A 20,244-nucleotide genomic window follows, 5' to 3' on the forward strand; every position below is an offset into this window, starting at 1 on the left:
TACGATAATCTGATTAGATTATCATCTCACACAGGTCATTTTGGATCGGTGAAAGGTGGACATTTTAAATCGGTGCTGACAACGTTGGCAATCAAAAGCCTTGTAAGAATTGTATCGGCATGGCCCAACAGACTTATGGGGTCATACATCTTGACCAAATTACCTGCATAAAGACTTTCAAGGCCGCTAGAGCACACACCATAGTCCGCAATCGGTTTTGCGTAATTGGAAATTGCGTGATCAATCAGTCTCCGTGCTTCATCTTCTTGGCCATTGCTGAAATGCGCAAGCGCCAGCGACGTTAATGGCTCTAGCAGTGGCTGACTATCAGCAGGAAATGTCTCCAGATAAGCATTTACTCTAGCTTTAGCAAAACGGACTTGCTGATCGTTATCAACGTTGGTGAGTTTGCTATGGCGGACAACTACGTCCCAAGCGGCTCGAGCTATTGCCGGATCCTGCTGGTAATGCTGATACAAATACGGTTGAGCAATGTTATAGAGCTCAATGGCTTCATTGCGATAACCCATTGTTTCAAAAGCCTTTCCAGCTTCAAGGCTGACGAAGAGCTGTGTTCCCAAGAACAGACTGGTTTTAGGTAGCTCTTCAACCCCCAATTTCATCGCTTCTGTTACAAGACCGAGTACTTTTTTAGCGCTCTCTGCACGAAGCTCAGGCTTGGCCTGTGCCCTTTCCATAAGAAGTTGACTGTAGAGTATGAGACCGCGTGCCTTATCATTGTTGTATAATGACAGTTCTGAAGGTATCACTTGAGGTTTAAACTCTTCCAACTGACTCAGAAGTTCTATGGCTGTCAGGCTTCGGTGAGTTTCACGAAGAAGATCGGCATAGCGAGCGATAATGGATAACTTCACAGCATTGTTACCAGACTCTATCAGTGCAAGCTGGTAAGCGCGTTCTGCGTGATGATAGTTACCAAGCTGACGCCAAGCTTCTCCCAAAATCAGCAATAACCGGGCAGCCTCTTTTCCTTTGCGGCTAATATGCTCAGGTAGATGCTTGGCTGTTTCTATCGCTATAGATGGGTTATGGGAACCCAATTGTAAAAACATTATGGTTGCAGTCAACTCCAGCATAGCCGTGTCTGCACCTTTATCGCTCGCCTGATAAAGCTTTAGTCGCTCCAGTAAAAGACCCATTGCAGCCTTATTCTGCCCAGTCATACTCAAAGCTATGGCCATAGTGCTGTAGTGAGTTTCCTTGAGGCCAGAATCCAACCTTGCAGGATGAAGGACCTGCTTGTAGATATTTAGCGACTCGACAAAGTATCCCTCCTTAGCCAGAATTTCAGCTGTCAAAAAAGGACCTAAACCTATTTGGGATCCAGAGGTCGACAATATAAGTAGCAGGGCAATAATGAGCAGGCGACAAAATTTATAAAGCATCACAGAAGGATATATTCCGGAGTAGCACGCGCGAAACATAGCGCATGCTCCCCCCCCCTAATATACGACCTTATACTTGCATCTTCCCGGTAAGCAAATAGCTGCATGCTGATGTGATACACAGTGTCAAACTGCCAACGACAGCCTGCGCCAGAAAAGCCTGCCAGAACGCCAATAATCCACCAAACCAGCAGATACCAAAGAAAATCAGTGATAAGGCGCTAAACAGAACACCTGTCCATTGGATAACCCGAGCCAACCGATGAAAAAGATTGTTGTTTTGAGTCTTTACCATGATCCGTACCTAGTGATGTATGAGTGCCTGATAGACACCTTTCACTAGAGATAACGGATAAGAGCAATCTATGGGGGTAATGACTTAGAAAATATTTTTTGCCTCTAATCACATAGGTAATCTGAAAAAACACAAGTAATGGCCACATTTCCCCACATTGATAAAACTGTCGCTGCACCATTATTCTGTTAGATCAACATCAGTAGAAGGCACAAGATAAAATACCTCGCCAGAATCAGAGGTCACAAACTTCTTGTTGGGTAACACTTTTGAAAGCACCCCTCACACGGCACATGAAGACAACGATCCTGACCGAACCACTTTTCCGGTCAGGAGCAGTTTGCCGTAATACGTCAGCTTGAGTACCAGATAAGATCACAAAATTGTGGGGGGAATTGTTATCACTGAAAATGTACTAACAACTCAGCTAAGTAAGATTACAGCGCCTATGTCAATACTTTTAATCCACGCGATTTTCCTGCACACCTTATATGTCAACAGTTTTAATGCATTTTAGTGTTGCTTGAGGCACTCTATAGACCACGTCAAATAGGGGTATCTGTCAACAGTTTTAATACCCATTAACATCTGCAAACAACGAGGAAGCCATTGGTATTAACAAAGGCTTTCTCGTTGTGTCAGGCGCTATGTTCAAATTGATTACACAAAAAGCTCCTGAGTCTTTTTTAAGACAATAAACGATGTTCTCTGGCACCATTGAATGCTGAAACCAGTTAAGCGGACGGCCACATTTTCCTGCAAAAAGAATCATGACTGATTCACTAAATGATCACATTTTCTACTTTTTTGCGCTATTTGATAGCGCGTATTTCGATCGTCTTTCACGCTCTTGCATTTATCGAAACAAATTCACTTTCGCCAGTTCAATCAATTCATTGCCATACCCGTTTAAAACCGCCTTGAGGGCGTAAAGGCTGAACCCTCTGCCGTAGGCGAACTCCATTTTGGGTGGAAGGCTCAGCTCGTGGCGATCTGTTATGACCTCCAACAAGGATGGCCCAGGCTCTTTTAACCATTCGTCCATGGCTTTGGATAACTGATCCGGCCTGTTCACCCTATGACTGCCAATACCGCACGCTGAGGCGATGGCGGCAAAAGAGGGATTATTCAGCTCGGTGGCATTGGACACAAACCCGGCCGCTTTCATTTCCAGATCCACAAATCCCAGTGCACTGTTATTCAGAACAACGATTTTTACTGGCAATTCATAAGGCTTCAGCGTGAGCAGATCCCCCATCAACATTGAGAAACCGCCATCACCACAGAAGGCAATCACCTGTCGCTTACGGTCAACCATCTGTGCACCCATCGCCTGCGCCAGGGCATTCGCCATGGAACCATGGTTAAATGATCCCATCAGACGACGCTTGCCATTCGTCTGGATGTACCGGGCAGACCAGAGCGTAGGTGTGCCAACATCGCAGGTGATAATGGCGTTTTCTGCCGCTTTTTCGCTTATCATTTTCGCCAGAGTCTGGGGATGGACACGTTCACTGCGATGTCCGGTTTCCGCCTGAGCATCCAGTTTCTTACGCGAGGCGTGATAATGCTGCCGGCAGCGTTGAAGAAATTCATGCTCCGGCTTACGGTTGATCATCGGTAACAAGGCCTTTATGGCCGGGAGCACATCACCCACAACCCCTAAATCCACCTGCACATGACGACCTATCGCCTGAGGATCACGGTCAACCTGTATCACTTTTGCGGTCTGTGGATAGAAGTGTCTATAGGGAAAACCGGTGCCGAGGAGCAACAATACATCCGCATTTTCCATCGCCTGATAACCGGATTCAAAACCGATAAGGCCGGTCATACCCACATCATAGGGGTTATCGTGCTCAATGAATTCCTTGCCCCTAAGCGCATGTACGATTGGCGCGCTCTGGTTTTCTGCAAGCGACATCACTGCGTCATGGGCTCCCTGACACCCCGCACCGCATAAAAGCGTCACCTTGCCAACCCCATTCAACATATCTGCCGCCTGGCGAATGATCTCTGCACAGGGCTCCACCGTCGCAGGCAGCGGATTCTGCCATTTAATCGGGGTGTTCTTTGGCATAGGTTCCAAGGCCACATCCCCCGGTAAGACGATGATGCTAACACTCCGTTTGAGGATGGCCTGCCGGAGAGCGGTTTCCAGAAGCATGGGCATCTGACCAGGAGTGGTTATTTTTTCACAGAAAACACTGCACCCGGCAAAGAGCTGCTGAGGATCTGTTTCCTGGAAATAATGACTGCCCCTTTCTGGCGAAGGAATGTCTGCGGCAATAGCCAGCACAGGTACACCGTTGCGATAGCAGTTATACAGACCATTCACCAGGTGCATGTTGCCCGGCCCACAGGAACCGGCACAAACCGACAGTTGCCCCGTAACTTCTGCTTCGGCGCCTGCAGCAAAAGCTGCGACTTCTTCATGACGAACACCAATCCATTCGATGGCACCATCAGCCCGCAAGCTATCCGCCAGCCCGTTAAGCGAATCGCCAGTAATCCCCCAGATCCGTTTAACACCGACTACCCGAAGTAAATTAACCGTATACTGCGCAATATTCATCTCACGTTCCCCGCCACCAACTCACCAGATGCAACAGGGCAAAACCACCGTGACCGTAGAAATAGCATTCAATCGCACCGACACTGGTTTTATGAATCGATAGCAACAGTGGCGCTGTCGCTGTCATCAGGGTCACGGTAAGAAACCACAGCAAACCGGTGGCAACCGCCAGCAGCAATGCCAGTAAACCAGCCCCTCAACCGTTGCTGCAAGTCCACCGGGCGAAGGTTCAGGCAATCGGAATCGTACCAGTGAACGGAGATCATCTTTCAGGGCGCTCCAGTTTCCTGTGAGCCATGGATATAAATCTGTCACCTTGCGCCGGTACAACACCAGGGCAAAGAAAAGCACCGCCGGTATGAACAGACAAACACCACCATAGATATGGAGCTTGTCGATAGCAGTGACCTGATCAAAAGGCGTATTACCATGGACATGCATGGCAAAAGAGGTGGACAGCTGCGATATGACCCACAACATCACGAGAGCGTGAAACCACTTCTCGGATCGGGGCAAGTGGCGAAAAAGAAAAGATATCCCGCTGTAGCCCTTATTCAGAGCGTCATGGGAACCCTTTGGCATGACCGAAACTCAACTCATCATCAGACAGATGTCTAATATAGTTAGCAACCAGAAAACATCCAGTGCATGACGACTTAATGGATTTTCATTGCTGCCTATTTGAGCAAGAACCCGCTCCGTTCTCCGAAACTCTCTCAAAAGTCAGGCTATGGGTAAACGATCCCCATAAAATAGATACTCAACACATAAAGAAACAACATGACAGCACTGACATAGCAACAGCATAAAAAGGCTGCTATCAGCGAATGAATAAAAAAGGAGCCAACAAACAGTACCAACAAGATGCGATACGCTTCACTGGCTCCCTATCCTGATAAGGATTTAACGCTAATTAAAAGGCGATTGGGTTATTGGACGACTTACTCATCGCCATATATCGCACATTTTAATTCATGGATTTGATTAACCAGCTTTTGCCGATCGCTACTCCACACATTGAGATGCCCTACCTTTCGGTTTGGACGCGGCGTTTTGTTGTAATCATGAAGCTGTACATTACTGTCAACCAGCCAGTTTGTATTGAGCTTCTGTCCAAGCACATTGACCATGCCCGCATGTGTCGTCGGTTCTGTTGCACCTAACGTGATGCCTGCAATACTGCGCAGATGGTTTTCAAACTGGGAACAGATACCGGCAGCCTGTGTCCAATGGCCACTGTTATGTACCCTGGGCGCCAGCTCGTTGACCAGGAGCTGGTCATGCATGACAAAGAACTCGATGGACAAAACGCCGACGTAGTCCATTTTTTCAATGATGCTCTGTGCAATCTTCCGCGCTTCTGCAGACAGGGATGGCGAGGGCAGCTCGGCTGGTGCAATGGAGCTGATAAGAATACCGTTACGGTGTTCATTTTCTGCCAGTGGGTAGAATGCACATTCTCCCTTGCTGGATCGCATGGCAACAATGGAGGCTTCTTTCTCGAAAGCAACAAAGCCTTCAACAATGAAATCGCCTTCCATTGTATTTTCCAGCAATAGAGCATCCAACTCTTGCGTGTTGTCAATCTTCCACTGGCCGCGACCGTCATAGCCCTCTTCGCAGGATTTGACAATCACAGGCAATCCCAGCGCTTCAATAGCGGCTTTTAGACTTTCTGCGGAATTGATCAAACGGTAAGGCGCTGTCGGTACACCCAGGGCATTAACAAAGTTCTTTTCACGCCCCCGGTGCTGGCATATTTCAATCGCATCCGGGTTAGGGGTGACCTGGCAGAATGAAGCGAGGTCTCGCAACATTGCTACATCAACATGTTCACGTTCAACCGTTACCACTTCAGGCTCACCCAGCGCTTCGAACAACTTGCGACCGGACAGCGCAGGGGTTAATTCAACAATGTCGCCAAGCCCTTCCACACAGGACCTGTTTTCACCGGACTCCGCCAGAAAGGAAAATGTCATCCCCAAATGCCAGCCTTCCAGCGCCATCATACGGGCCAGCTGACCGCAACCAATCATTGCGATGTGCATTATTCAACCTCTACGGGAACGCTTTCAGTCTGATCTTTACGCCACTGCTGCAAACGCTGGCTGAGTTCGTCATCTTTTAGCGCCAGCATCTGGGCGGCCAGCAGACCCGCGTTATAAGCGCCGGAGTTCCCCACGGCCTGACAGGCGACGGCCACGCCTTTGGGCATTTGCACCATCGACATCAGGCTGTCCATACCGTTGAAATGCCTGCTGGGCACCGGCACGGCAATCACGGGAAGATGCGTCATGGCCGCGGCCATACCGGCCAGGTGCGCCGAACCACCGGCACCGGCAATGATCACATCGATGCCGCGCAGGTGGGCTTCAGAGGTAAATTGGTAAAGCCGATCAGGGGTACGGTGGGCAGAAACCACGCGGGTTTCGAAACTGACACCCAGCTCGTTCAATGGAATGGTGGCGGACTGCATAATGGGCCAATCCGATTGTGAGCCCATAATGATGCTGACGGAAATCTTGCTCATACAGTGTATCCGGGTGAATCCAGTTTAAACCATCACTTCGATGATCAGCGCGCTGTATAACGGTATCCCCACCAGCACGTTAAACGGGAACGTGATGGCAAGCGATGACGTAATCGACAATCCCTGGTTGGCCTTTGGCAAGGCAACGGCCATCGCCGCGGGTACGGCAATGTAAGAGGCACTTCCCCCCAGAGTGGCCAGCAGAATAGTGCCCCCAGCCGATAGCTGCAAAAGCGGCGCAAACAGGGCACCTAAAGTAGCACCAATGAGAGGCATAATCACCCCAAAGCTCGCGATGAAAGCGCCATATTGCCTTAAAAGTTGCAGGCGTGAGGCTGAGACCCGTCCCATTTCCAGCAGAAACAGCGCCAGAACACCATAAAAGAGATTACCGAAGAATGGCATGAGCTTTTGACTTTGGTCGCCCGCCCACCAGCCGACGAGCAGTGCCCCCGTCAGCAGCAACACCCCTTGGTTCAGAAAGATTTCGTGCAGGGTTTTCTTCAGATCCAGCACCTGTGTTTTATCCCTTGCCAGCCAAAGCCCTACGGCGATTGCGGGTATCTCCAGCAGAGCGACAAATAGCGGGAAATAAGGTTCGTAGCTAATCTCTTGCGCCTCAAGGACAGCAAGGGCCACAGCAAACGTCGCAATACTCACCGATCCATAGTGGGCAGCAATAGAGGCAGAATCAACGCGAGACAGACCGCCAAATTTGAGTAATAAAGGAAACGCAATCAGCGGAAGAAAAGCACCAAATACAATGACCAGCAAGGACTGCCACAACAAATCAATACTGCCATATTGCCCCAGTGCAATACCACCTTTCAGCCCGATGGCAATGAGCAGAAAAATAGTGAGACTTTGATACAGTCCATTGGGCATTTTGATGGGCGCTTTGGCGATTTGCGCCAAAGCGCCCAGCAGAAAAAAAGCGACTATGACATCAAGATGCATACGTGTTTAATCCTTTACCTTTACCGGCACCGTTGCCAGCTTTGCAGCAGGCGCCGTTTTTCTAAGGGCAAAGGACAACATGGCAAGCAATCCGCCAATAGTGATCAGCCCCCAACCGGGCAGGCCAAGTGACAGCACAGCGATACCCAGCGCTATCAGCACAACGACAGCGGTTAGCTCAAAGTAGATGGATGTATCACGCATGATGGATCTCCAAAGCCAGTTTTCTTTTGATCATCGCTTGCGGGTATTATCCGTAAACCATTAAATAGATAAAATTGATATTGTTTATGCAATACATAGACTTATATCTATATAAAAGTGTGAAGCGTATGCCCAGATTACACGCGCGTATTGGCACATTGCGGCAACTGGAAATCCTGTTAGCGGTTTACCAGGCAGGCTCAATCACGGGGGCATCCAAAGCCCTCTTCCTTACACAGCCGACCGTCTCGATGCAGTTGAAAAAACTCTCCGATGCCGTAGGGGCACCCCTGTACGATCAAATCGGACGAACTTTAGTCTTCACGGCAGCGGGGTTGGAGGTTGTCAAAAGCGCGCGAGAGGTGCTGGGTTGCCTGGAACGACTTGAGATGAAACTGTCAGATCTGCACGGTTTAAAAGCCGGTACATTGCGTCTGGCCGTTGTGAATACGGCCAAATATTTTATTCCGCACTTACTGGCGGAGTTCCTTGAGAAATACCCAAACATAGATATCGATTTCAAAGTAGGAAACCGGCAACACATCATCGACCGACTGGGCACGGGCGAAGATGATTTCTATGTATTCAGCCATCCGCCTGAGAACTGGGATTTGCACCTGCATGAATTTCTCCCCAATCCACTGGTGGCCATCGTGCAGCAGGGGCATCCACTGTCCCAGAAAAACAATATCTCTCTTCAGGAGTTTGTTAATCACCCCTTTCTTATCCGGGAAGAAGGTTCGGGAACCCGTTTTGCGATAGAGAAGCACTTTTTAAAACAAGGCGTCGATGCCAATGTGCGAATGACAATCGAAAGTAATGAGGCCATTAAGCACTCGGTCATGTCAGGTTTGGGCGTAGCGATTCTTTCCAGCCATTCCCTGGCCTTTGGCGGCAGCGCCGGGCTGACTGAACTTGATGTCGAATCCACGCCGATCATGACCAAATGGTATCTTGCCAGCTTACAGACCAAACAGCTGTCCACAGTAGCCCAAACCTTTCTGGACTACGTGTCGAGCCAGGGGCGGAAAAGTATGGAAGCGAAGATGGATTTATAAGGCAACGGAACCCGATGGACTTCCCGTTTACCGACGAAATAAGTGCCTGACGATATACGGCATAAAGCCTTCTGCGGAAAGTCAGCATGTATACATTCATCCTTTATTGAACCGCCTGCCAGTAAGTATCCAGCAGCGTTTGGGTTTTCAGTGATAATGCTGCTGCCTGCCGCGCAGTTTCCGACAAAGGGTCAGTCGCCATCAATGCAAAGTGACGCATCATACTGGCCACCTGCGGTTCATCCGAATCTGCAGCTATAAACTCAAAGCCCTCTGGCTGCGCCAGCCCTGTGCGTTTGATATAGCCATTGATATGCTCCGGGTTATCAAAGGCAAAGCCGCTTTTCCAGTCCAGCACAAAGTCTGACAGGCTGAACATGCCCTCGTGACCGAGGATATCAAGATCCATCAAACACACACCGACGTTATAGCCAAAATCAAATGTGGATGATTTGCCGTCCTCAAAAACCAAGGCTCCACACCCGCGAATAACAGCCCCGGTTTCATCATCTCGCACAATACCACCCGCAACCGATTGAATCGCCGTGGCAGGCTCCAGGTACTCGGTAATCGCCCGCATGGCGTACCAGCCCATGTCACCGACGGCGCCCGTTGGTTCTTTTTCCGGATCAAAGCGAATGTTGCGTTTATCCATCAGTGGAAAGAAGAACGAGCTGCGGACGGCCTGTGGTCCACCAATTGCTGCAACCATCTCATCACGGATCTGTCGGGTACGAGGGTGGTGTGAGAAGTGCGTGGCATCCATAAAAGCAACACCGTTGTCGCCTGCTGCTGTGATGATCTTTTGGAGCGATTCAGCGCTGGTAAACGGCTTATCCACCAAGAGGTGCTTTTTGTACGCCGCTCCGAAAAGCGCGATCTCTTCCTTGCAGACGGTCGGCGTCGCGATATAAACCGCGTCAATAACCGCCGAACTGAGCATGTCACGCCAATTCTCATAGGTAATGCCAATCCCCTGCTGTTCCGCAAATACTTGAGCGGACGCTGGACAACGGCTGCTCACAGCCACTAATTCGATGGTTTCAACCTGCTTAACAGCATCGGCAATAACACCAGCAATCAACCCCGAACCAACAATACCTAAACGTAATTGAGACATGCATTAATTCCTGTATTACGTTGCTTTATTAAATAAGAGCCACTCGATTAAGCTGCTCTTTTTTTTCAGGTAAGGCTTCATGAGTATTGACGAGATCGCATCAAATTAGCTTGCCTCTCAAAAAAGGAAAGTTTGTCACCGACTCTGCACCACTATATTCCCTAAAAGAGAGAATTCACCTGCAAACAAACTGACACTTTCTGATGAAATTCCGATGCAAACCTGCAACCAGATAATTGCGTGAAATTGCCATTGGTCGATAGGCGATTACCCCTTAGACTACGCCGCCTTGAACACCTGAATGGGGACGTAAGATGTTGCAGTTTTTGACTGCGCTGCCGCCAATGGTCGCATTACCTATCGCCATCGTCTGCGAAGTGGTGGCGACGTCCATGTTGCCGAAAACACAACAGTTCAGTCAGCCGATACCGACACTCATCACCCTGGTGGGCTATGCGTTTGCGTTCTTTCTGTTATCCATCACCGTAAAAACGGTTCCTATCGGTATTGCCTATGCGATCTGGTGCGGTGCCGGTATCGTACTGGTGGGATTGATCAGTTGGCTGTGGCATGGCCAGCAGCTGGATCTGCCGGCGATTGTGGGTATCTGTCTGATCATGGCGGGCACTATTGTGATTAATGTGTTTTCCAGAACCGTGTCGCACTGACAGCCAACGCGCTTACTGACTGCAGATCATAAGCATAAAAAACGGGCCCGGATTATTATTCCGGGCCCGTTTTTTATGCTGCAGATAGCAAGCGCTACGAAGCTTACTTTGTCTGAGCAGGCAGAATCACTTCCACTTCGTCATGGGGGCGCGGGATAACGTGCACAGACACCAGTTCACCAACACGCTGGGCTGCCGCAGCACCGGCATCTGTCGCGGCTTTAACAGCACCGACATCACCCCGCACCATCACGGTCACCAGGCCACCACCAGCCTGCTCCTTGCCAACCAGCGTAACGTTGGCCGCCTTCACCATGGCGTCAGCCGCTTCAATCGCGCCGACCAGCCCCTTGGTTTCAATCATACCCAGTGCGTTGCTTACCGCCATTTCTCCCTCCCAGGGAATCGTAGGCTATGCAGGTTTAGCAGCCTTTCAGCTGGCTGATCACCTTGCGGGTTAATGCTTCAATATCAATGTCAGTTACGGATGTCGTCGGCTGCGAATCGGAGGCCAGAGACTCCGGCTCAATCAGGCCAAACGCGACATAACGCTTGTTAAACAGATGCAACGGCGTGACGTTGTCAGACGTTGCTGAGCCACCAATGCCGCCACAACCGAGCGTGAATGCGGGAGGCAGACCGGTCGTCGCGCCAACACCACCATGGGTTGCAGGCGTATTCACCACCAGGCGGGATACCGGCTTCTTGAGTGCAAATTCCTGGATCAGCAGGTGATCCTGGGTATGCAGCGCCAGCGTGTGCCCTGCCCCCTCGTAATGGAGCAATTCCATGCACAACTCACAGGCTTCATGGGCATCCTGCACCCGGTAGAAGCCCAGCAGCGGAGAAAGTTTTTCCCAGGAGAACGGGAAGTCCTTCCCAACGTTTCCCCGCGCCTGCTCAGCCACCAGCACCTGCGTAAACGGCGGGACTTCCACACCGGCCATGCGGGCAATCGCTGCTGCCGGTTTGCCCACAATTTTTGAATTCAGACCGCCTCGGGGATTTTTGATCAACGCTTCCAATTTGCTGATTTCTTCCTGATTCAGGAAATAGCAGCCCTGTTCAATCATCTCAGCACGCACGGTATCGGCAATCACATGCTCTGTGACCACATGCTGTTCCGATGCACAGATCGTCCCGTAATCAAACGTTTTACCGGTAATCACATGGCGCACGGCTTTCTTGATATCTGCTGTCCGCTCAATGAATGCTGGGACATTGCCGGGGCCAACACCCAGCGCCGGAGTACCGGAACTATAAGCCGCCCGCACCATTGCCGAGCCACCGGTTGCGAGAATGATGCCGGTATCCTGATGCTTCATCAGCTCAGCGGTGCCTTCCTGGGTGGGATACGCCATGACACTGACCAGGTCTTCCGGCGCCCCCTGACTCTTCAGGGCTGAACGCAGCAGTTCAACGGTACGTGTAATCGCATTCAGCGCGGCAGGATGCGGACTGATCACCACGGCATTACCCGCCTTCACGGAAATCATCGCCTTATAGATGGCCGTTGACGTCGGGTTGGTAGACGGCACCAGACCGGCGACCACACCAAACGGGACAGCCACTTCCATCAGCTGCTGTTCCTTGTCCTGGGCAATAATCCCGACGGTCTTCATGTCCTTGATGGAGTTCCAGAGAATCCGGCTGGCCAGCAGGTTCTTGGTCACCTTGTCCCTGACCCGGCCAAAGCCCGTCTCTTTCACCGCCCTGTCTGCCAGTTCATGGGCATGCTGTTCCGCGATGTCCGCCATGGCCTTGACGAGCGTGTTGACCTGGGCCTGACTGTAACCGGCAAGAATCTTCTGTGCCGCCCGGGCTTTCGCCAGCAGGCAACGCACATCCTGCACCGAGAGCAGGTCTTTATCGAAGTCTTCCAACGGATGTCACCATTATTTTCCAAACCCTGTGTTTTGCAGCCTTTCCAGCTATTGCAGCGATCGTGCAAACAACCACAGGGGAATTAATGCCTTACAACCCGAATATCAAAATCAAACCGGTTGAAAAACGCGTCCAGCTGGTTCAGTTCTTCGTTGCTGTAACCACCGACATGCTCGGCCGGGTACGCCAGGTCCAGCATCTTGTACTTGGTTTTGCCCATCTGGTGATAAGGCAGGACATCTATACGCTGGATGCCGCCTTTTTTCGCCAGTGCCGTGACGTAATCAATCGCGCCGGTAATCGCGTCATAGGAGTCGTTGTAACCACGGATCAGCGGCATGCGGATGGCAATATTGGCGTTCAGTTCCACCAGGCGTTCCAGGTTACGCTTCACCGCTTCATTGCCGATACCAAAGATCGCCTTATGCTTCTCGGTATCAATATGCTTGATATCGAAAAGGAAAAGATCAGTGTGCGGCGCGAGTTTTTCGTAATTCTCCAGCGCCGTGGAACCGTTGGTTTCGATGGCGGTGTTGATCATGTTGCGCTTGCATTCCGCCAGCAATTTAGCTGCAAAATCCGCCTGAAGGGTGCACTCGCCGCCACTCAGGGTAACGCCGCCGCCGGAAGCCATGTAGAAGTTGTAATCCTGCAGGATCACATCCATCAACTCCGCCACGGTGACATCCTGCCCCATGATTTTCAGAGCACCGCCCAGGCAGTTCTCTTCACAGTGACGGCAGCCCACACAGTTGACGGAACGGTCAATGCCATTCGGGGTATGCACCCCGACCGGACAGACTTCCACACAGCGACCGCAATGCACGCATTTATCGGCATTGAACATCACCTGGTAGGCATAACTGATACTTTCCGGATTGGAACACCAGGGGCAGCGCAGGTTGCAGCCCTTGAAAAACACCAGCGTCCGGATGCCATCGCCATCGTAAATGGAATATTTCTGGATATTGAAGATCCGACCTTTGGGCTCTTCAGCGCCCGAGGTCGCGATCAATGAAGTGCTATGCATACTCGTCATTCAACCCTGTCTGTGGAAAACGCCGGCAACACGACAGGTGTTGCCGGCATCCAATCAGAAGCCTTCGATCACAGTACGGCTGATGATTTCGTCCTGAACTTCCTTGCACAGTTCAACAAAGTACGCGCTGTAACCGGCGACACGGACGATCAGGTCACGGTATTTTTCCGGTTCCTTCTGCGCCTTGAGCAGCACGTCGTTATCCACATAACTGAACTGCATCTGACCGTTACCCAGGATGGAGGCAGTCCGCAGCAGGGTGATCAGGCCGTTCTTACCTTCCGGCGTATCCAGCAGGCCTTTCAGGAACTTGAAGTTATGCACCATGCCGATGTTCATGGATTCCACGTTCATCTGGCTGACGGACTTGATCACCGCGGTAGGACCGCACTTGTCCGCGCCCTGTGAGGGGCTGATACCGTCAGACAATGGCAGCCAGGCTTTACGACCATTGGGCGTCGCTGCAGTCAGTTCACCAATCGGCGTGTTGTTGGAAATGGACAGGGTGCCGTGGCTCATTGTTGAGTAGAGCATCTGGTACTTACGGCATTCCTTTTCAGTCCACTCCGTCACTTCACGGGCAAACTCGTCGGCATAGGGATCGTCATTGCCGTACTTGGGCGCATTGATGCAGTCGCGATGCAGCTGCTCATAACCTTCGAAGTTGGCTTCCAGAGCATCACGCATTTGTTCAAGGGTGTACTTTCTATCTTCGAAGACCAGCTTCTTGATCGCTGCCATAGAGTCGGCATAGGTCGCCAGACCGGAGAAGATCAGACCCGGACCATGGTTAACCATGGCGCCACCACCAGCGACATCCTTACCGCTTTCCATGCAGCCTTCCACCAGCAGGGACATCAGCGGCTTGGGCGCCATGTCACGGTGAACCCGCTGGCTGATCACAGTACCGATAGCGGACAGTTTCACGATATGGGCGATCTGGACTTTTACTGCGGCTTCGAAATCCTCGAAGGTTCTGAAGCTGTCCAGGCTGCCGGTATCAATACCCTGCACACTGTTGTACAGGGTCATACGACCGCGGTTCAGAATAAATTCAAAGACAATCGGCCACTGGGTATAACCGGTAGACGTCCACTGGTAGATACGGCCAGACTTCTGGGGTTCCACGCAGCCCATCATGCAGTAGTCGCGGGCATCTTCGAAATCGAAGCCCTTACGCAGCATCATCTTGATATGGGAATCATCGAAGTGACAGGCCGGGAAGCCCATGCCCGCCTTCACCACCTCAACGATCTTCTCCATGTATTCCTGTGGAGACTGGTTGTGGATACGGCAGGCCAGTGAGGGCTGATAGACCTTGATGAAACGCACAGCGTCCATCATCAGGTAGGTCAGGTCGTTACAGGCATCGCCACCGGTACGCTTCTGGCCACCCACGGTCAGGTTGATAAACGGCTGGTAACCGGCAAAGTACTTGGCGCCCAGCTCGCTGGACATCCACATCATCTCGGAACACTTGATGATGAACGCCTGCATCAGTTCCAGCGCCTGGTCACGGGTAAGGCGGCCGGACTCGATATCCGCGGCATACATCGGGTAGCAGTACTGGTCCATACGGCCCAAGGACAGACCGGTCTGGTTCTCTTCCACCTCGAACAGGGATTCCACGGTCCAGACCGCCTGCAGGGCTTCCTGGAACGTCTTGGGCGGATTGGCCGGAACATTGTCGTTCACTTCGGCAATGGTCAGCAGTTCTGCACGACGGGCCGGATCAGTTTCGCGGCCAGCCAGTGTTCTGGCATGGTCAGCTATACGACGGGCATATGCCATGACACCGTCACAGGTTTCCATCGCTGCCTTGTAGTAATAGATCTTGTCGATATCAGCCGGGTTTTCCATGCTCAGGGTGGCCAGGCGAGCCTCGGCATCGGCCTTGATACCGTTCATGCCCTTGGTCACCAGCAGGACGTCAAAACCGGGGCAGGTATCGCCACCGCCGTTGATCTGGTGATACGACAGATCACTGACGTAGGTCTCACCACTGAATTCCCAGATACCCGCTTCACGGTACAGTGCTTCACAGACTTCATCGACAGAGCGCCCTGTCCAGAAAGGCACGATCTGCTCCCGGATCACCTGCTTGTCCGCTTCGGAGATTTCGAAGGGATCCTGGGGCCGGGTGCTCATGGTGTCGAGCTCTTCATCCACCCAACGCCAGGCGATATCGGGGGAGAAGGCGCCGGCGCGCGGCTTGCCGCAGGGATGACCGACAATCAGTTCGTCGTTCTGGATCAGCAACGGTGCGGTTTCACAGGCAGCCCGGAAAGATTTGGCACGCAACATAATCGGGGGCAGACCGGGGTTCTTTTTGGCAACTTCAGTGAACGCCAATGCACGATAAATAGAAACACTCGGACGGGCTTTCAGATATTGATCCCGCAGACGTTGCATACGCGGGGTTAACCCTTCCATCAGTTTGCCGGACGCAGGACTTGGCTCAGGTTGCTTGCCGCTGGCGGCCGGCAAATGCTGGACAATTTCCCGGATCAGCTGCCGAAGTGCTTCTTCGCTGATGCCGTCCAGTGAAGTGTCTGACGGGGAGGTGGAACCGAAGCGCTGGTCGTCGAATATGCTGGTGTTTTGCATCGTGGTCATCGCGAACTAAAGCCTTAAGTGGAAAGCCTCAGGGCCTGTCGATCCGTCCTGGGGCTATTACAATGAATCTGATCGTCAGCCCTTATTCACCCAGGAGGTATTGGGCCACAATCCGCTCTACGTCATCGTGGGGGCGGGGAATCACCAGTGCTGTCTGCATTTCTCCAACGTCTTTGGCCGCAGCGATTGCCGCATCAACGGCGGCTCGGACAGCACCGACATCCCCTTTCACCATGGCGGACACCAGGCCTGAACCGACGTTTTCATAACCAATCAATTCCACGTTGGCGGCCTTGCACATGGCATCCGTGGCATAGACGCAGGTGACAAGGCCTTTGGTCTCAATCAGCCCCAGCGCATTATTCATTTACAGCTCCTGACGACAGGGAGGTTACGGTTTATGCAACACCATGATCTTTTTGACGAAGTCGTGGGGACGTGGGATCACTGCCGAGGTGACATACCCTTCCGCCCGCCTGGCGGCTTCCACGCCGGCATCCACTGCGGCCTGGACGGCGCCTACGTCCCCCTGGACCATGGTGGTTACGAAGCCCGAGCCAATATTTTCGTAACCGATCATTTCAACATCCGCTGATTTGGACATGGCGTCGGTCGCTTCCAGGTTGGCCACCACACCCCATGTTTCTATCATCCCTAATGCGTTGCTCATCGGGCTCTCCGATACAATAAAATCGCCGTATCATTCACGAATCAGTGATGACCTGCGTTAACATCAGCCATGAACCCGCTTGAAAGTCGTGTACGTGCGATTTGCCAGACAGGACAATAAAACGTCTAACAAGAGTGAACGCCACCAAACAAATTCAGAACGAAATAATACGCATTGAAGCGTTTTAACCTTTGAGAAGAATCAATAAAGAAACGACAATTTTGATAAATCTCACCTGTTACAAACACGATTCTATTGACTCAAGGCACAGGAAGCAGAAAACGCTCATCAATTAGCAGAAAATGCCCTATAAACAGTAGGCATAAAAACCATTACTTTATTTTTTAATTACGCCTATTTTTTAACAAATCACAAACAATAAATCACAAGAAATGATTTAAATCAGTTTATCCCACCGGAAAATCTGCAAGTATGCGCTCCGAATAACAATGATTTAATCAACCGTTATCGGCGAATTAAATCAAAGGTAATACCGGATAAGGAACAATGCTCAGAACTGACACATGTCAGCAATTAATAGATGACCATGTGCTTTCACTTTCAAAGAACTCAATCCAATCCATCTATTGAATCGGGAGCCCATCATTTTACTCTCGAGAGGTTCCTGCGCGTTTAAATCCAGTTGAGTTGTTTGACCAGAGCATGACACCGGCTTGAACAGTAACCAAGATAGGAAACCCAATCGATGAGCGGGGCAGTCGCCACTGGCAATATGATGGCCTTTCAGGCCAAGACCAAACTGGATTTTGACTTTAGACGGCGAGGCATCATTATCGCCCTGATGTCCGGCATGTTCTATGGCTGGTATACGGCTTTCATGACACTGGGCATGTCGACCGGCACCTGGGTGGACTGGTACGGCGTCAACACCGCCGGACTCTCAGCCTTTGCCATCACCTACCTGCTGGGCGCACTGGGCGCCGCCACAACCGACACCTTCAGTGCACTCTGGGCCCTGAGCATCGCCACCGCCCGGGGGCGTATTGGTGACTTTTTCCGATGCATGAAAACCCGCCCTAGCATGGTCATGGCGGTCGCGGCCATTATCGGCGGCCCGCTGGCCAGCACCGCCTACGTGATCGGCCTGCAGAAAGCCGGTTCCATCATCGTGCCGATCAGCGCCCTCTGCCCGGCCATTGGCGCCATCCTGGGTCGCTTCCTGTTCAAGCAGGAACTCAATGCCCGCATGATGCTCGGTATCCTGATCTGTTTCATTGCCAGCTGCATGATTGCCAGCACCAGTCTCGGCGGCGAAGCGCCGGAAGGCCTGATGGTCGGCCTGTTCTTCGGTTTTATCGCAGCTCTTGGCTGGGGTATTGAAGGCTGCGTCTGTGGCTACGGCACCTCCATGATTGATTCTGAAATCGGCATTACCATCCGCCAGGTGACGTCTGGCCTGACCAACCTCATCATCCTGGTGCCACTGTTCGGCATGATGTCCAACCACGATGTCTCCACCTTCAGCATGGTGCAACAGTCGTTTTCCAACGGCGATTCCACCCTCTGGTTCATGATTGCCGGCCTGTGCGCCTACGTAACCTTCATGTTCTGGTACAAGGGCAACAGCATGTGTGGCGCAGCACTGGGCATGTCCTGTAACGGCACCTTCTCCTTCTGGGGGCCGTTCTGCTGCTGGTTGCTCCTCGGCGTCATCTTCGGACTGGACGGCTGGACCATTCCGCCGGTCGCCTGGGCCGCTGCCGTACTGATGGTCGTGGGTATTTTCGTGATCGCCATGAACCCGATGGATCTGCTGAAAAAGAAAGAGGATGGCCACTATGAAACCGCTTAATTATGCACTGCTGAAGTACTTCACTACCGTGGATGAAGCCTGCGAGACCGATGTCATGGCGGCATTGAAAGACGAGTACAGCAGCTTCAAGGCCTACAAAAAAGACGCCATTATCTCCGCGTTGATGACAGCAAAAACCAATGGGCTGTTGGAAGAAACCCATTTTGAGCTGGACGACAACAACGAGCTGCACGTTTATTACCGCGCTAATGAGTCCGGAGCGGCCACCATCAATCAGTACATTAAATAAACGCTGATACGACTACTCCAATCTGGCAGTTCTGAATATCAGAAAGCTGCCAGATTGGGGCAACATGATAACGATCACAGAATCATTTTATTGAATAAAGATTGAAGTCATCTCAGGTTTTTTGTTTCAACCTTCCCACTTCTCTCATTGCTCAATTGATCAACCTGTCAGACAACACTGGCGATCTCACCGGGCTTACGCAACATTTTATCGATATCTCCGATATGCGTTTCCTCTTCAGTAATTAAACGGCGGGCGTACTCTTCAACCAGCACGGATTTTCCCTTTTCTGCCAATGCCAGCAGTTCGTAGTAATGGGCAACACCTTCTTTCTCAAATTGCAGGGATTCGGTCAGGATATCGTGGATATCATGCCGGGAGGTTTCCAGTAATTCTCCAATACTGATCGAGGGATGTTGACCGAAGTAAGTAATCAACTCCCCGGCCTCATGAGCGTGAACAAGTGTCTCCTGCGCAGCGCTACGGAACCATCCAACAATCGGTATTCGGCTGTAACCGAACACCATAAAACTGTAATGGGTGTATCGCACAACGCCGGCCAGTTCATGTTCAAGAATATCGTTCAGTTTGGCCACGATCTCAGCAGTATGAGTGGACATTTAACTTCTCACTTTTCTATTTTACTCATCAGGCCGTTTGAGTATAGACAGGGTACAATTCCGAGCACTTATCAATGCAAGAGCTATCCAGTGGCGTGTTTTCTCAACTGATACCAATCCTTGGTATATAAAAGCTGTATCGAAGCCGCAATTGATGTAATGCAGACATGTTGAAAATACAAGACAATAGAAAACGACTCGTTAATTAATAGCTAACAAACCTTTTAAGACATCAACTTATGCGCCAGTGCCGTACGATTCTGTACAGACAGTTTGGAGAATATATTCTTCATATGAGTTCGTACGGTGGTAAAGCTAATATCAAGCTCGTAAGAAATGGCTTTATCACCTTTCCCCATTAATACTTGCGTCGCTATTTCAGCTTCCCTAGCAGTCAGCGCATAGGTTTCTTTTAACAGTTCTGGATTGATTGTCTGGGTAGATTGGGATGCAGAAGCATGTAAGTACTCAAAAACTCCTGTGCAGACCACATGGCAGCCAGCATGAGGCGTATTCGATAATATTTGCCAGTCTCGGAA

Annotated in this window: 21 protein-coding genes; 4 read left to right on the plus strand and 17 right to left on the minus strand. The window is 51.1% G+C overall.

The annotated features are described in order from the left end of the window. Positions 1-35 precede the first annotated feature (35 nt). The 8 genes from ABD892_RS17495 to ABD892_RS17530 form a co-directional block, all read right to left on the minus strand. Positions 36-1,409 (minus strand): tetratricopeptide repeat protein, encoded by a 1,374-nt coding sequence (locus ABD892_RS17495; RefSeq protein WP_345197257.1) that lies wholly within the window; start codon positions 1,407-1,409, stop codon positions 36-38. A gap of 1,148 nt (positions 1,410-2,557) precedes the next feature. After that, the gene (poxB, locus tag ABD892_RS17500; protein ID WP_345197259.1) at positions 2,558-4,276 is read right to left on the minus strand and encodes a ubiquinone-dependent pyruvate dehydrogenase; all 1,719 of its coding nucleotides are present in this window, start codon (positions 4,274-4,276) and stop codon (positions 2,558-2,560) included. A 1-nt stretch (position 4,277) separates the two neighbouring features. Next, positions 4,278-4,412: a hypothetical protein gene (locus ABD892_RS17505; protein WP_345197260.1), complete on the minus strand. Its 135-nt coding sequence runs from the start codon at positions 4,410-4,412 to the stop codon at positions 4,278-4,280. Then, positions 4,409-4,756 (minus strand): hypothetical protein, encoded by a 348-nt coding sequence (locus ABD892_RS17510; protein WP_345197261.1) that lies wholly within the window; start codon positions 4,754-4,756, stop codon positions 4,409-4,411. Before ABD892_RS17510 ends, ABD892_RS17505 begins: the two co-directional genes overlap by 4 nt. 461 nt (positions 4,757-5,217) lie before the next feature. Continuing rightward, complete coding sequence (locus tag ABD892_RS17515) at positions 5,218-6,324, minus strand: 5-(carboxyamino)imidazole ribonucleotide synthase (protein ID WP_345197262.1); 1,107 nt, start codon at positions 6,322-6,324, stop codon at positions 5,218-5,220. Next, positions 6,324-6,806, minus strand: a complete 483-nt coding sequence (gene purE, locus ABD892_RS17520) for a 5-(carboxyamino)imidazole ribonucleotide mutase (protein WP_345197263.1) — start codon at positions 6,804-6,806, stop codon at positions 6,324-6,326. The genes ABD892_RS17515 and purE overlap by 1 nt, the downstream gene beginning before the upstream one ends. Positions 6,807-6,830: 24 nt before the next feature. Next, a complete protein-coding gene (locus tag ABD892_RS17525) occupies positions 6,831-7,763 on the minus strand; it encodes a sodium-dependent bicarbonate transport family permease (protein WP_345197264.1) in 933 nt (310 codons plus the stop codon). Between the two features lie 6 nt (positions 7,764-7,769). Next, entirely contained in the window at positions 7,770-7,967 is a 198-nt protein-coding gene (locus ABD892_RS17530; RefSeq protein WP_345197266.1) for a hypothetical protein, read from the minus strand. A gap of 128 nt (positions 7,968-8,095) precedes the next feature. Between ABD892_RS17530 and ABD892_RS17535 the strand changes: the two genes are divergently transcribed. Further along, positions 8,096-9,025 (plus strand): LysR family transcriptional regulator, encoded by a 930-nt coding sequence (locus ABD892_RS17535; RefSeq protein WP_345197267.1) that lies wholly within the window; start codon positions 8,096-8,098, stop codon positions 9,023-9,025. Between the two features lie 103 nt (positions 9,026-9,128). Here ABD892_RS17535 and ABD892_RS17540 read toward each other — a convergent pair whose 3' ends face one another. Then, positions 9,129-10,145 (minus strand): Gfo/Idh/MocA family protein, encoded by a 1,017-nt coding sequence (locus ABD892_RS17540; RefSeq protein WP_345197269.1) that lies wholly within the window; start codon positions 10,143-10,145, stop codon positions 9,129-9,131. 335 nt (positions 10,146-10,480) lie between these two features. Here ABD892_RS17540 and ABD892_RS17545 point away from each other — a divergent pair, with 335 nt between their 5' ends. Further along, positions 10,481-10,813 carry a DMT family transporter gene (locus ABD892_RS17545; protein WP_425559294.1) on the plus strand — a complete coding sequence of 111 codons (333 nt, stop codon included), beginning with the start codon at positions 10,481-10,483 and terminating at the stop codon, positions 10,811-10,813. A 103-nt stretch (positions 10,814-10,916) separates the two neighbouring features. Here ABD892_RS17545 and eutM read toward each other — a convergent pair whose 3' ends face one another. From eutM to ABD892_RS17575, 6 genes are all read right to left on the minus strand, one after another. Next, positions 10,917-11,201 (minus strand): ethanolamine utilization microcompartment protein EutM, encoded by a 285-nt coding sequence (gene eutM / locus ABD892_RS17550; protein ID WP_345197271.1) that lies wholly within the window; start codon positions 11,199-11,201, stop codon positions 10,917-10,919. Positions 11,202-11,235: 34 nt separating this feature from the next. Then, positions 11,236-12,696, minus strand: coding sequence for an acetaldehyde dehydrogenase (acetylating) (locus ABD892_RS17555; RefSeq protein ID WP_345197272.1), 1,461 nt, complete (start codon positions 12,694-12,696; stop codon positions 11,236-11,238). Between the two features lie 83 nt (positions 12,697-12,779). Further along, positions 12,780-13,727, minus strand: coding sequence for a choline TMA-lyase-activating enzyme (gene cutD, locus ABD892_RS17560; RefSeq protein WP_345197273.1), 948 nt, complete (start codon positions 13,725-13,727; stop codon positions 12,780-12,782). A 63-nt stretch (positions 13,728-13,790) separates the two neighbouring features. Further along, on the minus strand, positions 13,791-16,352 hold the full coding sequence (gene cutC / locus ABD892_RS17565) for a choline trimethylamine-lyase (RefSeq protein WP_345197274.1): 2,562 nt from the start codon (positions 16,350-16,352) through the stop codon (positions 13,791-13,793). A gap of 82 nt (positions 16,353-16,434) precedes the next feature. Next, positions 16,435-16,719, minus strand: coding sequence for a BMC domain-containing protein (locus tag ABD892_RS17570; RefSeq protein ID WP_345197276.1), 285 nt, complete (start codon positions 16,717-16,719; stop codon positions 16,435-16,437). 24 nt (positions 16,720-16,743) lie between these two features. Beyond that, the gene (locus ABD892_RS17575; protein ID WP_345197277.1) at positions 16,744-17,022 is read right to left on the minus strand and encodes a BMC domain-containing protein; all 279 of its coding nucleotides are present in this window, start codon (positions 17,020-17,022) and stop codon (positions 16,744-16,746) included. A 706-nt stretch (positions 17,023-17,728) separates the two neighbouring features. On the opposite strand from ABD892_RS17575, the gene ABD892_RS17580 reads away from it, so the two are divergent. Further along, positions 17,729-18,835 (plus strand): hypothetical protein, encoded by a 1,107-nt coding sequence (locus ABD892_RS17580; protein ID WP_345197278.1) that lies wholly within the window; start codon positions 17,729-17,731, stop codon positions 18,833-18,835. Next, positions 18,822-19,085 carry a hypothetical protein gene (locus ABD892_RS17585; RefSeq protein WP_345197279.1) on the plus strand — a complete coding sequence of 88 codons (264 nt, stop codon included), beginning with the start codon at positions 18,822-18,824 and terminating at the stop codon, positions 19,083-19,085. Before ABD892_RS17580 ends, ABD892_RS17585 begins: the two co-directional genes overlap by 14 nt. A 167-nt stretch (positions 19,086-19,252) precedes the next feature. Here ABD892_RS17585 and ABD892_RS17590 read toward each other — a convergent pair whose 3' ends face one another. Beyond that, positions 19,253-19,705: a ferritin-like domain-containing protein gene (locus ABD892_RS17590; protein WP_345197280.1), complete on the minus strand. Its 453-nt coding sequence runs from the start codon at positions 19,703-19,705 to the stop codon at positions 19,253-19,255. 224 nt (positions 19,706-19,929) lie between these two features. Then, positions 19,930-20,244 (minus strand): helix-turn-helix transcriptional regulator (locus tag ABD892_RS17595; RefSeq protein ID WP_345197281.1); only part of this gene is annotated, 315 nt, incomplete at its 5' end.

It is taken from the genome of Kistimonas scapharcae (assembly GCF_039540975.1).
Lineage (GTDB): Bacteria > Pseudomonadota > Gammaproteobacteria > Pseudomonadales > Endozoicomonadaceae > Kistimonas > Kistimonas scapharcae.

Excerpts from the sequence above, each read along its gene's own strand:
- cutC (WP_345197274.1), bottom strand. The coding sequence starts at position 16,352 with ATGACCACGATGCAAAACACCAGCATATTCGACGACCAGCGCTTCGGT.
- ABD892_RS17510 (WP_345197261.1), bottom strand. The coding sequence starts at position 4,756 with ATGTTGTGGGTCATATCGCAGCTGTCCACCTCTTTTGCCATGCATGTC.
- eutM (WP_345197271.1), bottom strand. The coding sequence starts at position 11,201 with ATGGCGGTAAGCAACGCACTGGGTATGATTGAAACCAAGGGGCTGGTC.
- ABD892_RS17525 (WP_345197264.1), bottom strand. The coding sequence starts at position 7,763 with ATGCATCTTGATGTCATAGTCGCTTTTTTTCTGCTGGGCGCTTTGGCG.
- ABD892_RS17535 (WP_345197267.1), top strand. The coding sequence starts at position 8,096 with ATGCCCAGATTACACGCGCGTATTGGCACATTGCGGCAACTGGAAATC.
- ABD892_RS17540 (WP_345197269.1), bottom strand. The coding sequence starts at position 10,145 with ATGTCTCAATTACGTTTAGGTATTGTTGGTTCGGGGTTGATTGCTGGT.
- poxB (WP_345197259.1), bottom strand. The coding sequence starts at position 4,276 with ATGAATATTGCGCAGTATACGGTTAATTTACTTCGGGTAGTCGGTGTT.
- ABD892_RS17570 (WP_345197276.1), bottom strand. The coding sequence starts at position 16,719 with ATGAATAATGCGCTGGGGCTGATTGAGACCAAAGGCCTTGTCACCTGC.
- ABD892_RS17515 (WP_345197262.1), bottom strand. The coding sequence starts at position 6,324 with ATGCACATCGCAATGATTGGTTGCGGTCAGCTGGCCCGTATGATGGCG.
- ABD892_RS17530 (WP_345197266.1), bottom strand. The coding sequence starts at position 7,967 with ATGCGTGATACATCCATCTACTTTGAGCTAACCGCTGTCGTTGTGCTG.
- ABD892_RS17585 (WP_345197279.1), top strand. The coding sequence starts at position 18,822 with ATGAAACCGCTTAATTATGCACTGCTGAAGTACTTCACTACCGTGGAT.
- ABD892_RS17575 (WP_345197277.1), bottom strand. The coding sequence starts at position 17,022 with ATGAGCAACGCATTAGGGATGATAGAAACATGGGGTGTGGTGGCCAAC.
- ABD892_RS17590 (WP_345197280.1), bottom strand. The coding sequence starts at position 19,705 with ATGTCCACTCATACTGCTGAGATCGTGGCCAAACTGAACGATATTCTT.
- ABD892_RS17580 (WP_345197278.1), top strand. The coding sequence starts at position 17,729 with ATGAGCGGGGCAGTCGCCACTGGCAATATGATGGCCTTTCAGGCCAAG.
- cutD (WP_345197273.1), bottom strand. The coding sequence starts at position 13,727 with ATGCATAGCACTTCATTGATCGCGACCTCGGGCGCTGAAGAGCCCAAA.
- purE (WP_345197263.1), bottom strand. The coding sequence starts at position 6,806 with ATGAGCAAGATTTCCGTCAGCATCATTATGGGCTCACAATCGGATTGG.